This is a genomic window from Pseudomonas sp. MWU12-2029, assembly GCF_023242425.1.
In the GTDB taxonomy this organism is placed as follows: domain Bacteria; phylum Pseudomonadota; class Gammaproteobacteria; order Pseudomonadales; family Pseudomonadaceae; genus Aquipseudomonas; species Aquipseudomonas kribbensis.
Map to the genome: position 1 here is coordinate 177,613 of NZ_JALJDY010000004.1, position 15,712 is coordinate 193,324.

15 protein-coding genes and 1 pseudogene are annotated in these 15,712 nt (G+C 61.5%); 10 read left to right on the forward strand and 6 right to left on the reverse strand.

Annotated features, from left to right (window positions below; genetic code table 11):
• Nucleotides 1–10 precede the first annotated feature (10 nt).
• On the reverse strand, nt 11–1,498 hold the full coding sequence (locus tag M5B44_RS11325) for a helicase HerA-like domain-containing protein (protein WP_085709744.1): 1,488 nt from the start codon (nt 1,496–1,498) through the stop codon (nt 11–13).
• A gap of 188 nt (nt 1,499–1,686) precedes the next feature.
• Here M5B44_RS11325 and M5B44_RS29030 point away from each other — a divergent pair.
• From M5B44_RS29030 to M5B44_RS11335, 3 genes and pseudogenes are all read left to right on the forward strand, one after another.
• Nucleotides 1,687–2,718, forward strand: a pseudogene (locus M5B44_RS29030) (cache domain-containing protein); the annotation flags it as partial.
• Nucleotides 2,719–2,811: 93 nt separating this feature from the next.
• On the forward strand, nt 2,812–3,576 hold the full coding sequence (locus M5B44_RS29035) for a methyl-accepting chemotaxis protein (RefSeq protein WP_371320922.1): 765 nt from the start codon (nt 2,812–2,814) through the stop codon (nt 3,574–3,576).
• Between the two features lie 189 nt (nt 3,577–3,765).
• Nucleotides 3,766–4,761, forward strand: a complete 996-nt coding sequence (locus tag M5B44_RS11335; protein ID WP_192552256.1) for a lysylphosphatidylglycerol synthase transmembrane domain-containing protein — start codon at nt 3,766–3,768, stop codon at nt 4,759–4,761.
• Here the strand turns inward: M5B44_RS11335 and M5B44_RS11340 are convergent.
• A complete protein-coding gene (locus M5B44_RS11340; protein ID WP_134827899.1) occupies nt 4,730–4,924 on the reverse strand; it encodes a hypothetical protein in 195 nt (64 codons plus the stop codon). The genes M5B44_RS11335 and M5B44_RS11340 overlap by 32 nt on opposite strands.
• Before the next feature lie 84 nt (nt 4,925–5,008).
• Nucleotides 5,009–5,857, reverse strand: a complete 849-nt coding sequence (gene purU, locus M5B44_RS11345) for a formyltetrahydrofolate deformylase (protein WP_007912774.1) — start codon at nt 5,855–5,857, stop codon at nt 5,009–5,011.
• Between the two features lie 337 nt (nt 5,858–6,194).
• Between purU and mvaT the strand changes: the two genes are divergently transcribed.
• Nucleotides 6,195–6,572, forward strand: coding sequence for a histone-like nucleoid-structuring protein MvaT (mvaT, locus tag M5B44_RS11350; protein ID WP_248739201.1), 378 nt, complete (start codon nt 6,195–6,197; stop codon nt 6,570–6,572).
• Nucleotides 6,573–6,673: 101 nt separating this feature from the next.
• On the opposite strand, the gene sbcB is transcribed toward mvaT, so the two are convergent.
• Together sbcB and M5B44_RS11360 are read right to left on the reverse strand one after the other, a co-directional pair.
• Nucleotides 6,674–8,104 (reverse strand): exodeoxyribonuclease I, encoded by a 1,431-nt coding sequence (gene sbcB, locus M5B44_RS11355; RefSeq protein ID WP_248739202.1) that lies wholly within the window; start codon nt 8,102–8,104, stop codon nt 6,674–6,676.
• The gene (locus M5B44_RS11360; protein WP_248739203.1) at nt 8,101–8,286 is read right to left on the reverse strand and encodes a hypothetical protein; all 186 of its coding nucleotides are present in this window, start codon (nt 8,284–8,286) and stop codon (nt 8,101–8,103) included. The genes sbcB and M5B44_RS11360 overlap by 4 nt, the downstream gene beginning before the upstream one ends.
• Between M5B44_RS11360 and M5B44_RS11365 the strand changes: the two genes are divergently transcribed.
• Genes M5B44_RS11365 through M5B44_RS11390 form a run of 6 tightly spaced genes read left to right on the forward strand, consistent with a single transcriptional unit; the run spans nt 8,285 to nt 15,001 of the window.
• Nucleotides 8,285–9,010, forward strand: coding sequence for an RDD family protein (locus tag M5B44_RS11365; protein ID WP_248739204.1), 726 nt, complete (start codon nt 8,285–8,287; stop codon nt 9,008–9,010). The two genes, M5B44_RS11360 and M5B44_RS11365, sit on opposite strands and share 2 nt — an antisense overlap.
• A complete protein-coding gene (locus M5B44_RS11370) occupies nt 9,007–9,984 on the forward strand; it encodes a stage II sporulation protein M (protein ID WP_248739205.1) in 978 nt (325 codons plus the stop codon). The genes M5B44_RS11365 and M5B44_RS11370 overlap by 4 nt, the downstream gene beginning before the upstream one ends.
• Nucleotides 9,971–11,515, forward strand: a complete 1,545-nt coding sequence (locus M5B44_RS11375) for a DUF4129 domain-containing protein (RefSeq protein WP_248739206.1) — start codon at nt 9,971–9,973, stop codon at nt 11,513–11,515. Before M5B44_RS11370 ends, M5B44_RS11375 begins: the two co-directional genes overlap by 14 nt.
• The gene (locus tag M5B44_RS11380) at nt 11,512–12,675 is read left to right on the forward strand and encodes a DUF4350 domain-containing protein (RefSeq protein ID WP_248739207.1); all 1,164 of its coding nucleotides are present in this window, start codon (nt 11,512–11,514) and stop codon (nt 12,673–12,675) included. The genes M5B44_RS11375 and M5B44_RS11380 overlap by 4 nt, the downstream gene beginning before the upstream one ends.
• Entirely contained in the window at nt 12,672–13,673 is a 1,002-nt protein-coding gene (locus M5B44_RS11385) for an AAA family ATPase (RefSeq protein WP_248739208.1), read from the forward strand. Before M5B44_RS11380 ends, M5B44_RS11385 begins: the two co-directional genes overlap by 4 nt.
• Nucleotides 13,670–15,001, forward strand: coding sequence for a DUF58 domain-containing protein (locus M5B44_RS11390; protein WP_248739209.1), 1,332 nt, complete (start codon nt 13,670–13,672; stop codon nt 14,999–15,001). Before M5B44_RS11385 ends, M5B44_RS11390 begins: the two co-directional genes overlap by 4 nt.
• Here M5B44_RS11390 and M5B44_RS11395 read toward each other — a convergent pair.
• Nucleotides 14,998–15,711 carry a hypothetical protein gene (locus tag M5B44_RS11395; protein ID WP_248739210.1) on the reverse strand — a complete coding sequence of 238 codons (714 nt, stop codon included), beginning with the start codon at nt 15,709–15,711 and terminating at the stop codon, nt 14,998–15,000. The two genes, M5B44_RS11390 and M5B44_RS11395, sit on opposite strands and share 4 nt — an antisense overlap.
• Nucleotide 15,712: the final 1 nt, after the last annotated feature.

Consider the following 15,712-nt stretch of genomic DNA (forward strand, 5'->3'; position numbering starts at 1 on the left):
GCCACAGGTTTTAGCGGCGCTTGCTGCCACCGAGCAACGATCCCATCAACCCCCGCACCAACTGCCGGCCCAACTGGTTCGCCGCCTGACGCATCGCCGACTTCAACGCCTGCCCCGCCGCTGTCCCGAGGAACTCCCCGGCCTTGTCCGCCAAACTCGGCTCTTCAGGCGCCGGTTTGCCAGGTATCGCCTCGGCTTCAGGCCCCAGGTTCTTGCGCCCGGTGAGGATTTCATAAGCCGACTCGCGGTCGATCGGCTTGTCATAACGCCCCTTGAACGGCGACCCGGCAATCAGCATGGTGCGCTCGGTCTCGGTCAACGGCCCGATCCGCGATTGCGGCGGCGCCACCAGCACGCGCTGGACCATTTCCGGGGTGCCCTTTTCCTGCAAGGTGCCGACCAGCGCCTCGCCAATCCCGAGTTCGGTCAACACCGACAACGTATCGAACGCCGGATTCGGCCGGAAACCATCCGCCACCGCCCGCAGGGATTTCTGCTCCTTGGCGGTGAACGCCCGCAGACCGTGCTGCACGCGCAACCCAAGTTGGGCCAGCACGTTGTCCGGCAGATCGCCCGGCGATTGAGTGACGAAATACACCCCGACGCCCTTGGAACGGATCAGCCGCACCACTTGCTCCAGCCGCTCCTGCAAGGCCTTGGGCGTATCGCCGAACAATAAGTGCGCTTCGTCGAAGAACAGCGCCAGCAGCGGTTTGTCGGCATCGCCCCGCTCCGGCAGTTGCTCGAACAGCTCGGCGAGCAACCAGAGCAGGAATGTCGCGTAGACTTTCGGCGCTTCATGCACCAGACGACTGGCATCGAGCAAATGAATGCGCCCGCGACCGTCGGCGGCCGGTTGCAGGATGTCCTCCAGTTGCAGCGCCGGCTCGCCGAACAAGGCTTCGGCGCCCTGCTGTTCGAGGATGGCCAGACGCCGCAACAGCGCCTGGCTGGAACCGGTGGTGAACAACGCTGCGTCGTCACCGAGCAGTTGCGGGTTGTCCTTGAGGTGATTGAGCAGTGCTTTCAGGTCTTTCAGATCCAGCAGCAACAGGCCTTCACGGTCCGCGACCTTGAACGCCGCGTACAGCGCCGACTGCTGGCTGTCGGTCAGCTCCAGCAACGCACCGATCAATAACGGTCCCATTTCACTCAGGGTGGTGCGCAGCGGATGACCGGACTCCCCGTGAATGTCCCACAAGGTCACGGGATAGGCCTGAGGCTTGTAATTGAGCCACGGCATCCCGGCGATGCGCTCGGCGACCTTGCCCTGGGGATTGCCGGCAGCGCCCAGGCCGCACAGGTCACCCTTGATGTCGGCGGCGAACACCGCGACCCCGGCGTCGCTGAAGGCTTCGGCCAGACGCTGCAAAGTGACGGTCTTGCCGGTACCGGTCGCACCGGCCACCAGTCCGTGACGGTTAGCCAGGCGCATCGCCTGGGCGATCGGTTGCCCGGCGAGATCGGCACCGATAACGAGTTGCGAGGAGTCAGGCATTTGGTCACCCAATAGTTAATCTTTGTCGAGCATGGCCGATAGAGAGGAGTGAGAGACCCGATCAAAAGTCCGGTCTGAGATTTCCCTAAGGAGAGACGGAAATATCAGTGAGCTTTCACCCCTGCCCATTTTGCGCGCCTTTATAAAAGCACGCCCTGGACATTAAGACCTTAGCGGAACCCCAAGCCATGAACAAAAATCTACGCTTCAGCCATAAAATCTTGCTTGCCGCCGCCCTCATCGTCATTGCCGCCTTCGCCTCGTTCACGCTGTACAACGACTGGCTGCAACGCAATGCAATCCGCGACGACCTGAACAACTACCTCAACGAGATGGGCGAGGTCACTGCCGACAACATCCAGACCTGGCTCAGCGGGCGCATCCTGCTGATCGAGAACGCTGCACAGAACATTGCCATCAATCCCGAGCCGTCCGCCGTCGCCAGCCTGCTGGAACAGAAAGCCCTGACCTCGACCTTCATGGCGTCCTACCTCGGCGACGCCACCGGGCACTTCACCATCCGTCCGGATGCGAAGATGCCGGACGGTTTCGATCCACGGGTCCGCCCCTGGTATAAAGGTGCCGAAAGCAGCAGCACCTCGACCCTGACCGAACCGTACATCGACGCGGCCACCGGCCAGACCATCATTTCCATTGCCACCGCCGCGAAAAAGGCCGGCCAGAGCGTCGGCGTGGTGGGCGGCGACCTGAGCCTGCAAACCCTGATCGACACCCTCAGCGCCCGGGACTTCTCCGGCATGGGCTACGCGTTCCTGGTCAGCGCCGACGGCAAGATCCTGGTGCACCCGGACAAGGCCCTGGTGATGAAATCGCTCAAGGAAGCCTATCCGCAGGACACCCCGCGCATCAGCAGCGATTTCAGTGAAATCATTGTCGACGGCAAAACCCGCATCGTCACCTTCGCCCCGATCAAGGGCCTGCCGTCGGTGAACTGGTACATCGGCCTGTCCGTGGACAAGGACAAAGCCTTCTCGATGCTCAGCCAGTTCCGCACCTCGGCGGTGATCGCGACCGTGATTGCCGTGGCCATCATCATTGCCCTGCTCGGCATGCTGATCCGCATCCTGATCCAGCCGCTGCACGTCATGACCCGCGCCATGGAAGACATCGCCGACGGCGAAGGCGACCTGACCAAGCGTTTGACCATCCAGAACCAGGACGAATTCGGCGTGCTGGGCACGGCATTCAACCGCTTTGTCGAGCGGATTCACGGTTCGATCCGCGAAGTGTCGTCCGCCACCGGGCAAGTCAACGAAGTCGCCCTGCGCGTGGTCGCGGCCTCCAACTCGTCGATGTACAACTCTGACCAGCAAGCCTCGCGCACCAACAGCGTGGCCGCCGCGATCAATCAGCTCGGTGCCGCCGCTCAGGAAATCGCCCGCAACGCCGCGCAAGCCTCGACCCAGGCCAGCGACGCCCGAGGCCTGGCCGAAGACGGTCAGCAAGTGGTGGATCGCAGCATCAAGGCAATGAATCAGCTGTCGAGCATGCTCAGCGCATCCAGCAGCAACATCGAATCGCTGAACAGCAAGACCGTGAACATCGGCCAGATTCTCGAAGTGATCACCAGCATTTCCCAGCAGACCAACCTGCTGGCGCTCAACGCCGCCATCGAAGCTGCGCGGGCCGGTGAAGCCGGCCGCGGGTTTGCCGTGGTAGCGGACGAAGTGCGCAACCTCGCCCACCGCACCCAGGAATCGGCGCAACAGGTGCAGACCATGATCGAGGAGCTGCAAGTCGGCGCCCGCGAATCGGTCAGCACCATGAGCGACAGCCAGCGCCACAGTCAGGACAGCGTAGAAATCGCCAACCTCGCCGGCGAACGCCTGAACAGCGTGACCCAGCGCATCGGCGAGATCGACGGGATGAACCAGTCGGTGGCCACCGCGACCGAGGAACAGACCGCCGTGGTCGAGTCGATCAACGTCGATATCACCGAGATCAATACGCTGAACCAGGAAGGCGTCGAGAACCTGCAGGCGACCTTGCGTGCCTGCTCGGATCTGGAACAGCAGGCTTCGCGTCTGAAGCAACTGGTCGGCAGCTTCCGCATTTAAGCCCCTCCCCCGGATGCCTTCGCAGGTCAGCCCGCGAAGGCATCTCACCTCCTGCAAAACCTCCCCCACCGCACATCCCGACCGAACATCTATTCTGGAGTAAGGTCAACACGGGACATCAACGAGCGAAGGGGCGTTCTCTGTGCATATCGCTGAAATCACGCTGACGCGCCAGCACGGACATCGCGCATGAGTCGCGGCATTCTGTTGCTGATCGGTCTGCTGGCCGCCGTGCTGATCCCTTCGTTACTGGGCGGCGGGGAAACCTGGACGCGCCTGCAAGCCTTTCCCCTGCACTGGCTGTCGATCCTGCTGGCCATGGTTCTGCTGTGCTGGGGCATCAATACCTTGCGCCTGCGTCTGCTGCTCGGCGATCAGCGTGAACGGGTCACGCCGCTGAAGAGCCTTGGCGTAGTCATGGCCGCCGAATTCGCCTGGTGCGCCACACCCGGCGGCACAGGCGGGCCGTTGACGATCATGGCGCTGCTGGCCCGCAGCGGGGTTCGCCCGGCCCGGGGCAGCGCGGTGTTTGCAATGGATCAGTTGAGCGACCTGCTGTTCTTTCTGTGTGCGTTGGGCGGGATTCTGATTTATGCCTTGTTCCAGCATCTGAGCGACCGGATGGAATGGCTGTTGATCGTCAGCGCCATCTCGTTGTTCGGCGGGCTGTTCGGTTGTGTGCTGGTGGCGCGTTATCACCGGATGCTGATTCGCTTGAGTGGCCGGCTGCTGGCGCGCATGAACGTGCAACCCGCCACACGATGGCGCTGGGCGCGCAAGCTGCTGCATTTTCTTGCGGCGTTCACCGATGCCCTGAAACTGCCGCGACAAACGCTGTTCAAGGTGTTTGCCCTGACGTGCGTGCATTGGTCACTGCGTTACAGCGTGCTGTATCTGGCGCTGCGCGGGCTGGGGGCGGACGTGCAGTGGGCCTGGACGTTCCTGATTCAGATGCTTTCGCTGGGGGCGGGACAATTCAGTCTGCTGCCGGGCGGGGCCGGGGCGGCGGAACTGACGTCGGCGGCGCTGCTGGCGCCCATGGTGGGGGCGTCGACCGCTGCGGCGGCGATCCTGATCTGGCGGGCGATGACGTTTTACTTCTACCTGCTGGTCGGCGGGCCGATTTTCCTGCTGATGCTCGGGCGTCCGCTGCTCAGGAAGCTGATGAAGGTGCGCCAGGCTTGACGTCGTCCGGCTTCTCTTCGTTGAGCTGCTCCCACAACGCGGCGGCGTCGGGGAAGTCGGTGCCATCCTCCGGGCTCAAATCATCCGGGTCATAGCGGCTCAGGCAGCCTTCGCCCAGGGTGGCGGGCGCTTTGGAGGTGGCTTTGTCCAGTGGATCGCTCATGGGCGTTTTCTCCGGGGCTGAAACAAATAAGGGCCTGAAGCGATTGAACGCCCAGGCCCTTGGTTTTTCAACCGAAAGGTTCGATCAGAACACCACGGTCTTGTTGCCGTGCACCAGCACGCGGTCTTCCAGGTGATAACGCAGGCCACGGGCCAGCACCATCTTCTCGACGTCACGGCCGAAACGCACCATGTCTTCGATGCTGTCGCTGTGGCTGACGCGCACCACGTCCTGCTCGATGATCGGACCGGCATCCAGCTCTTCGGTCACGTAGTGGCAGGTGGCGCCGATCAGCTTCACGCCGCGCAGCGACGCCTGGTGATAGGGCTTGGCGCCGACAAACGACGGCAGGAAACTGTGGTGAATGTTGATGACCTTGTGCGCGTATTCGCGGCACATGTCCGGCGGCAGGATCTGCATGTAGCGCGCCAGCACCACCACCTCGGCGTCGTGCTGTTTGACCAGACGCGACACTTCGTCGAAGGCCGGTTGCTTGTCCTGCGGATTGACCGGGACGTGGTAATAAGGAATGCCGTGCCACTCGACCATGCTGCGCAGGTCGTCGTGGTTGGAAATCACGCAGGAGATCTCGCAATCGAGCTCATCGCTGTGCCAGCGGTGCAGCAGGTCGGCCAGACAGTGAGACTCACGGCTGGCCATCAGCACCACGCGTTTTTTCTGCTCGGTGTCGGTGATGCGCCAGTCCATCGAGAACTCTTCGGCGATCGGTGCAAACTTCTCGCGCAACACCTCGATACCGAATGGCAGGGAATCGGCACGGATTTCGTGACGCATGAAGAACCAGCCGACCTGATTGTCCGAGTGGTGGCTCGCTTCGGTGATCCAGCCATTGTGGGCCGCCAGAAAGTTACTGACTTTGGCAACGATGCCAACGCGGTCCGGGCAAGAAATCACCAGCCGAAAAGTGCGCATGAGGGGGAAACTCCAGAACTTCGCAAAGGCGGACATTCTAGCGACTACGCCGCAAAACTGCAGTATCGATAAGCCTTGAGCCCCGCCAGGCCTCGCCGCAGCTTTTTTGACGCGGGCAATCGTCAGGATGATGGCGCGGCAATAGCCCTGCACCAACCGGTCTCTGTGAATATCTGTGAAGACTGCATCACATTATTTAACTGAATATTCAATTCAGGGCTTTTCAACGTAACTAATCCAAATAAAAAGCCCGGTTAAATGTTTACTTGATGAAACAGCCTGACTATTATTGCCGCACTGTCCCCTGCCATCGCGCACTCCCAATAAGGTAGTAATCATGTCCTTGATCAACGAATATCGTGCCACCGAAGAAGCCATCAAAGAGCTGCAAGCCCGTTTGAAGAACCTGTCGCAAGACGACAAACTGCAAACCGAGCTGGAATTCGAAGGCAAACTGCGCACCCTGATGGGCGAATACTCCAAGTCCCTGCGTGACATCATCGCGCTGCTGGATCCAGAGTCCAAAGCCAAGACCCCACGTGGCGGCGCAGTAAAAACTACCGGCACCAAGCGTGCACGCAAAGTTAAACAATACAAAAACCCGCACAACGGCGAAGTCATCGAAACCAAAGGCGGCAACCACAAGACTCTGAAAGAGTGGAAAGCCAAGTGGGGCGGTGACGTGGTTGAAGGCTGGGCTACCCTGCTGGGCTAAGCCGCAACCCTTGTCGCAGACCCGTCCGCGACACAAAAGAAACGCCAGCATCCGCTGGCGTTTTTTTATGCCCGTCGCTCAGGCGACGGACATGTTCGATTTCAAAGATTCAAACGTTTGCGCAATGCCTGGACATAACTCTGCCATTCAATCAGCACCTCACGCTGTAATGGCGTGGCACTAAGCAACCATTGCTCCGCGGCCTCTGTAAAAGATTGCAAGGTATTAGGGGCGCCCCATTCAGGCTCGGACAAGCGCTGCCGACAAAAGATTTGCCAGCGTTCTTGCTCTTCGAAATTCAACGTATCCGGAAAGTTACGTGCTCGATATCGAAACAACAAATCAGGCAAACGTTCGTCATCGAACGGCCATTGCTCTCGCGACAATTGCGCAGGATCCACCGTCCTCACTTGCTCACATAAACGACGATCACGATCACCGATAAATCCGTCGTACAACTGTTGTTCGGGATCTTCACTCGGGGTGAAATCTTCGCTGGCATAAATCGCCGGGACTTTATCTTTCCAAACTTGTTGTGCGTCACTTAGTCGCAATGCGCGGGCCTGATACAGCGCCATGTCCAGACCCAGACGCTGCTGATCTTCTGCCCTCAACACCGACAAAGGCGCCACCACCGGGCACTTGTTGATGTGAATGAGCTTGAGCGGCACCGGCAATTCGCCTTCGGCCAGATCATCACGACGGGTATACAGGCGCTGACGCAAGGTCTGTGCATCCAGATCCAGCAGGCCCTGCGGGTCCAGGTGCAGATCACAGACAATCAGCGCGTTCTTGTTGCGTGGATGCCAGGCCAGCGGCAGTACCACACCGACAAAACTGCGCGCCGCCGAGAAGCGTCCGGAAATGTGCACCATCGGTTGCAACAGGCGAATCTGGTCCATGACCTTCTGCTTGCTGCGCAGCTGGAACAGCCAGTCATACAGTTTCGGCTGTTTCTCGCGGATCAACCGGGCCAGAGCGATGGTGGCGCGCACGTCCGACAACGCCTCGTGGGCATTGCCGTGATCGATGCCATTGGCGGCGGTCAGGCGTTCGAGCTTGAGCGTGACCTTGCCTTCGTCATCGGTCGGCCAGATCAGACCATCGGGGCGCAACGCATAAGCGGCGCGCACCACATCAATCAGATCCCAACGGCTGTTGCCGCCCTGCCATTCACGGGCATAAGGGTCGAAAAAGTTGCGATACAGGCTGTAGCGGGTCATCTCGTCATCGAAACGCAAGGTGTTGTACCCCGCGCCGCAGGTGCCGGGAGCCGCGAGCTGGGCGTGGACCCGGGTCATGAAGTCGGCTTCGCTCAAGCCCTGCTCGGCGAGGCGGCTCGGGGTGATGCCGGTGATAGCGCAGGCCGCCGGATGCGGCAGGATATCTTCGCTGGGCTGGCAGTAAAGATTGACCGGTTCGTCGATTTCGTTGAGATCGTGGTCGGTGCGGATCCCGGCCACCTGCAACGGACGGTCACTTCGGGGATTGATGCCGGTGGTTTCGTAGTCGTACCAGAAGATGGAAGTCACGGGCGGTTCCTGAACTGAAGATCGGCAAAGTCTAGGCGTTCGACTGCCGTCGCGGCCAGCACCGCATCATTCAGGCACATTTGGATGAACGATGTGAATGACATAGTTATGTCGTTTTCCCCCGAGAGGCTGCTAGCATCGGATTCACTCGCATCCCGATCCGGCAACATCAGGTAGCCCATGCTCGAGACCACAGCACCGCCAAGGAAAGCAACGCTGGCCCCGCCGCTGGACACACGGCACCAGGTCGAAACGCCGGAAGGCATCGATCTGCCGCTGCGTCCCGCCGGCCTGATGGTGCGTGCCGTGGCCTTCACCATCGATCTTTGTTTGCGCGGGTTGATCCTGGGGCTGCTGTTCATGTTGCTGGCGCTGCTCGGCAAACTCGGCATTGGTCTCGGTTCACTGCTGCTGTTCGCCGTGAGCTGGTGGTACATGGTGCTGTTCGAAGTGCTGCGTCAGGGCCGTTCGCCGGGCAAGCAATGGATGGGCCTGCGGGTGGTGCACGACGATGGCACGCCGGTCGGCTGGTCGGCCTCCTTGCTGCGCAATCTGCTGCGTTTTGTCGACCTGATGCCGTTCGGCTATTTCCTTGGCGCCATCAGTTGCCTGCAACATCCGACTTTCAAACGCCTCGGTGACATCGCTGCCGGCACGCTGGTGATCTACAGCGAACACCCGCTCAAGCGCCCGCAGTTGCCCGATGCCGAACCCCGTCGCTCGCCGATCCCGCTGACCCTGACCGAGCAACGCGCCCTGCTCGCTTTCGCCGAACGCCAGGGTGAACTGTCGACGGCGCGGGTCAACGAACTCGCTGCGCTGCTCGCCCAGCCGCTGCACATCAGCGCGCCGAAAGCCGTCGGTGAACTCAACGGCATCGCCCGCGGCCTGTTGGGGCCGACATGAAGCAAAGTCTTTTCGAAAGCCGCCACAAGGCCGAATGGGAGCGCTTCACGCTCGCCCTCGAACGTCTGGAGCGCGGCAAGGACACTTCGCAGGTGGCGGAATTCCCCAAGGCCTACCGGCGACTCTGCCAGCATCTGGCCCTGGCGCAGGAACGTGGTTACAGCAGTTTCCTCGTCGACTCCTTGCAACAGTTGGTACTGCGCGGTCATCAACAACTTTACCGTCATCGCAGCCAGCTCGGCACTAACGTGCTGGGCTTCATCCTGGCCGGATTTCCACGGCTGGTACGCGCCGAATGGCGCTTCGTGCTGGCCGCCGGATTGCTGTTTTTCGGCAGCCTGATCGGTTTCGGACTGCTGGTGTACGTGTTCCCCGAGCTGGTCTACAACCTGATTCCCGCCGATCAGGTGCGCGAAATGCAGAGCATGTACGACCCCGCCGCCGGCCACCTCGGACGCTCCGCCGAACGCGCGGCGAGCGAAGACTGGGTGATGTTCGGCTACTACATCATGCACAACATCGGCATCGCCTTTCAGACCTTCGCCAGCGGTTTGCTGCTAGGGGTGGGCAGCGCGTTTTTCCTGTTCTACAACGGCCTGATCATCGGCACCGTGGCCGGGCACCTGAGTGAAATCGGCTACGGCCAGACCTTCTGGTCGTTCGTGATCGGGCACGGTGCCTTCGAACTCACCGCCATTGCCCTGGCCGGCGCGGCGGGGCTGAAACTGGGTTGGGCGTTGATCGCGCCGGGTCGCCTGACACGCGGCGAGGCATTGAGACACTCGGCGCGCCAGAGTGTTTTGCTGATCTGCGGGGTGATGCTGTTCCTGTTGATCGCCGCGTTTATCGAGGCCTACTGGTCGTCACGCACCGGGGTCACGCCGCAGACCAAATACCTGGTCGGCGCCGGGCTCTGGCTCTGCGTGGCGACGTATCTGTTGTTCGCCGGAAGGACCCGCCATGCGCCTGAGTGACGCCACCGTGGTGATCCGCCCGCGCAATACCTGGGAAGCCATGGATCTGGGCGTGCGCATGAGCCAGCAACATCGGCGCTTGCTGATGACCAGTTGGGCCATCGTCACCCTGCCGCTGTTCGTGGTGCTCAGCCTGTTGTTCTGGGATTCGCCGTCGCTCGCGGTGTTTATCTTCTGGTGGCTGAAACCGGCGTACGAGCGCTTGCCGCTGTACATCCTCTCCAAAGCCCTGTTCGGCGAAACGCCCACGCTGAAACAGGCGTTACGCCAATGGCCAGAACTGCTCAAACCTCAACTGGTGGCGAGCCTGACCTGGCGACGCCTGAGCTTCAGTCGCAGTTTCCTGATGCCGGTGGTGCAACTCGAAGGCCTGGGCGGCCTCGCACGCCAGCAGCGTTTGCGGGTGCTGCTGGAGCGTAATGCCGGCGCGGCCCAGTGGCTGACGATCATTGGCGTGCATCTGGAAACGGCGCTGTGGATCGGCCTGATGGTGTTGTTCTACTTGCTTCTGCCACAACAGGTCGAAACCGATTGGGACTGGCAAAGCCTGATCTTCACCGCCGACCACCAATGGCGCTGGCTCGAGCACCTGACCAATGCCTTCTATGCCCTGATACTGGTGATCTGGGAACCGATCTACGTCGCCTGCGGTTTCAGCCTTTACCTGAACCGGCGCACCGTGCTCGAAGCGTGGGACATCGAACTGGTGTTCCGCCGCTTGCGCCAACGCGTGAACAGCAGCGCACTCGGTTTGCTGCTGGCGGTTTGTCTGCTGCTGCCGGGAGTGCCGTCGACATGGGCCGCCGACCCTGCCACGGCCCCGGATGCGCCCCGGCTCCTGAATCAGCCACTGACCAGTCAGGCATCCCGCGACAGCATCAAGGCCTTGCTGGAACAACCGCCGTTCAAGAACAAGGAAACCGTCACCCGTTATCGCTTTGGCGAAGATCCTGCCACCGCCGAGAAACCCAAGGATGGCAAGGCGCCGCATTGGCTGAAAACCCTGCTGGGCTGGCTCAATGGTCAACACCTCAACGGGCTGGCCAAGGCCATTGAAGTGTTGCTGTGGGCCGTGGTGATCGGGGCGGTCGGCTGGTTGATCTGGCGCTATCGCGAGTTTCTGCAAACGTTCGTCAGCCGTCGCCCGCGATTGCCCGAGCGGATCAAACGACCCGCGTCACAACAAGCCTTCGGCCTCGACCTGAGCAAGGAAACCTTGCCCGACGACATCGCCGCCAGCGCCGAACAGCTTTGGCAGACCCAGCCCCGTGCGGCGCTCGGCCTGCTGTATCGGGCGCTGCTCAGTCACCTGCTGCATGACTTCAACCTGACCCTGAAACCGGCCGATACCGAAAGCGAAGTACTGGCGCGGATCGAACATTTGCAGCGTCCCGACCTGCTCGCCTACAGCCGTCATCTCACCGGCCACTGGCAGAACATGGCCTACGGGCACCGCGTACCGGCGGCGCACCTGCAACAGGAATTGTGCGATGGCTGGCGGTCACTGTTCGGCCATGGAGCTGCCCGTTGAACCGGCGCGCACTCTGGCTGGTCGGCGCGTTGATCGTCGCCCTGTTGGGCGCATTGGGCGTTTATCTTTACCTCAAGGCCACGCCTTACCAGGCCGTGATCGATCACGGCCCTTCCCCCGCCGCGCAAGCCAATCCCTATCTGGCGGCGGAGATGTTTCTACGCAGTCGCGGGATTACCGTCGGCCATGCCGAAAGCCTGACCGTGCTGCCGGAGATAGATCCGCGCCGACACACCCTGCTGTTGTTCAACGACCGTTCAAAAATGACGCCGCGTCAGGTCGATCAGGTCTTGAACTGGGCCCGCGCCGGCGGGCGGCTGGTGTTCGTCGCCGAATCGCTGTGGGATGAAAAGACCGGCCAGAGCAACGACCTGCTGCTCGACCGTGTGCAACTGCATCAGTCCCTGAGCAAGGATCTGAAAGACCCGCCACCGGATGCCGACGACGATCCCTGGCCCAACCTGACCAAGCTCTATCTGGAAGACGAAGACGCCCCCGCCTACGCCGGGTTCGACACCACGTTCCACCTCGACGACCCGAAAAACCTCGCCCAGGCCTGGGCCAACAGCGCCCGCGCCACGCACATGATGCAACTGCCCTACGGCGTCGGCACGATCACCGTGGTCACCGATGCCGAACTGTGGAAAACCCCGGCGATTGCGCAGCACGACAACGCCTGGCTGCTCTGGTACCTGAGCGCCGACACCGCCGTGACGCTGCTGTACAACACCGAACACGACGGTCTGCTGACCTTGCTCTGGCGCTATTTCCCGCAGGCCATCGTCGCCCTGCTGGCGCTGATCGGTCTGTGGTTGTGGCATGTCGGCGTGCGTCACGGGCCGATGCAGGCCCCTGCCCCGAGCGGTCGTCGTCAGCTGATGGAACACCTGCGCGCCAGTGCCGATTTCATCCTGCGCCACAACGGCCAACAGACCTTGCTGCAAGCCTTGCAGCAGGACGTCCTGCGCCGCGCCCGTCACCGACATCCCGGTTTCGACCAATTGAACGTCGCCGAACAATGGCTGGCCCTGTCGCGCCTGACCCGCCAGCCGACCCGCGCCATCAGCCAGGTTCTGAGCCCGACACCGAAGCGGCGGATGTCCAGCGCCGAATTCTGCCGTCAGGTCGCCCACCTGCAAGCCCTGAGGAACTCGTTATGACCGAACACATCGAACCCGGCTCGCCCAGCCACGCGGCCCAGCAACGCCACCGGGCCAGTCAGTTGGCCCAAGCGGTACGCGGTGAATTGCAGAAGGCATTGATCGGCCAGAACCCGGTGATCGACGACGTGCTGACCGCGCTGATCGCCGGCGGCCATGTGCTGCTCGAAGGTGTTCCCGGCCTTGGCAAGACCTTGTTGGTACGCGCCCTGGCGAAGTGCTTCGGCGGTGAGTTCGCGCGTATCCAGTTCACCCCGGACCTGATGCCCAGCGACGTCACCGGCCACGCGGTTTACGACCTGCAGACCGAACAATTCAAACTGCGCAAAGGCCCGCTGTTCACCAACCTGCTGCTGGCCGACGAGATCAACCGCGCCCCGGCCAAGACCCAGGCCGCATTGCTCGAAGCGATGCAGGAACGTCAGGTCACCCTCGAAGGTCGGGCCCTGCCGATTGCCCAGCCGTTCATGGTGCTCGCCACGCAAAACCCGATCGAACAGGAAGGCACTTACCCGCTGCCCGAAGCCGAGCTCGACCGTTTCATGCTCAAGGTGCGCATGGATTACCCCGACGCCGATCAGGAGCTGGACATGGTGCGGCAGGTCAGTCGCTCGACCCGCGCCGACATGCTCGACGTGCAACCGCTGCGCACCGTGTTGCAGGCCAAGGACGTGCAGGCCCTGCAACGCATCGCCAGCGATCTGCCGCTGGACGATCAGGTCCTCGATTACGCCGTGCGTCTCGCTCGCAGCACCCGCACCTGGCCGGGGCTGAACCTCGGCGCCGGGCCACGAGCGTCCATTGCACTGGTGCGCTGCGCCCGCGCCCGGGCCTTGTTGCGCGGCGGCGAGTTCGTGATTCCCGACGACATCAAGGGTTGCGCGCTGGCGGTGCTGCGTCACCGGGTGCGCCTCGCGCCGGAGCTGGACATCGAAGGGCTGCAAGTCGATCAAGTCCTTCAGCAACTGCTCGACCAAGTACCGGCGCCGCGCCTGTGAAACCCTCGCGCCTGCTGTTGATCTGGCTGGCGATCCTGCTGGCCATCGGCATTGTGCTGGGCACTTTGCAGGCGCTGGACATCGAAGTGCCTTCGAGCCTGCTGTCGATCAATTGGGGATTGTTGCTGGCATTGTTCGCGCTGAGCCTGCTGGACGCCCTGCGCCTGAAGCGCCTGCCCTCGCCCCGCGTGCAACGACAGATGCCCGGTAGCCTGGCACTCGGTCGCTGGAGCGAAGTGCGGCTGGAAGTCGAACATGATTTCGACCAACCACTGACCATTCAAATCTTCGACCACGTGCCCGATGGCCTGAGTTATGAAAATCATCCGCTAACCACCGAGCTACAACCCGGCCAGCGCAGCCTGATCGGCTATCGCCTGCGGCCGCTCAAACGCGGCCACTTCACCTTCGACACCTGCGAACTCAACCTGCCAAGCCCCTTCGGCCTGTGGTCCGGCAAACGCCTGCTGAACCTCACCGACCACACCCGCGTCTACCCCGACTTCGCCCGCCTCTACGGCGGCCAGTTGCTGGCGGTCGACAACTGGCTCAGCCAGCTCGGCGTACGCCAGCGCCAACGCCGTGGCCAGGGGATGGAATTCCATCAACTGCGGGAGTTTCGCGAAGGCGACAGCCTGCGCCAGATCGACTGGAAAGCCACCGCCCGCCATCGCACACCGATTGCTCGTGAATACGAAGACGAGAGGGATCAGCAGATCATCTTCATGCTCGATTGCGGGCGGCAGATGCGCAGTCAGGATGGTGAGCTGTCGCATTTTGATCATGCGTTGAATGCGTGTCTGCTGTTGAGTTATGTAGCGTTGCGGCAGGGGGATGCGGTGGGGTTGATGACATTTGCCAGTGATCAGCCGCGGTTCATTGCACCGGTCAAAGGTGCAGGGCAGCTCAAGGTGTTGCTCAACGGTGTTTACGATCTGGATAGCACGCAACGTTCGGCGGATTATCCGGCGGCGGTGAATCAGTTGCTGGCGAGGCAGAAGCGTCGGGCGCTGGTGGTGCTGGTGACCAATTTGCGGGATGAGGTTGATGAGGAGCTGCTGAATGCAGTCCGGCACCTGAGCCGGCAACACCGGGTTCTGGTCGCCAGCCTGCGCGAAACCACGCTGGATGATCTGCGTCATCGATCGGTACAAACGCTGGATGAAGCGTTGACCTATTGCGCGGCCGTGGATTACCTCAACGCCAGCGCGCAACACCATGAGCGCTTGAGCACTCAAGGTGTTGCAGTAGTGCAGGCCCGTCCCGAAGAACTGGGGGCCGGGGTCATAACGCGGTATCTTGCCTGGAAGAAGACGGGTGTTTTTTAGGTTGCCAAACCCGGCGACGGTGGATTTGGCCCCAGCGACATATGGTTTTCTGCCGATTGATTGATCAGGCGATCCGCCGCCAGAACCAGGAAGTAAGTTCCCCCGGCCGCTGTACTGGCGGTAAATGTCCAACTCAGCCCGGCGGCAGTGAATAACCGCGCGGTACCCAATGCCGGGTTCACATTCGTGATACCCAGCTCAGCCAGAGATGACTCGCTCAGGACGCCCAGTTGAACATTACGATTGAGCAAAGCGCTTCCGGCGGCAGCCTTCAAAGTGATGGTATGAGTTGCCGGAGTGATTCGGGGAAACTTGCTTTCTGCCCCCCAGCGAGCCTCGCTCGTGGCGACGCTATTGAGAGTCATCGTGGCCTCGTCCCAGACTCCAGCCTTCACGACCGTGACATGGAAAGTATGTGACGCCGTTTTCGCCTGGCTCCCCTCGACTACTGCCGTTACCTGAACGCGTCCTTGCACGTTGGCCTTGTAGACAAACGGCGCCCACCCCTCGCTGTCTGTCGCCACTCGCACTGGCTCCGGCCCAGGCAGGGTTTCAAATACGACGTTTGCGTTGGCCAAGGCTTCACCTGTGCCAACAACGGCTACCCGGACGGCCAGTCGTACCGATTGTCCAGTCTCCGGATCGTACGAGGCGTCCTCTACTTCGACAATCTCGCCAGCCACGGTTGTCTGCATGATTGTGTTAGACATG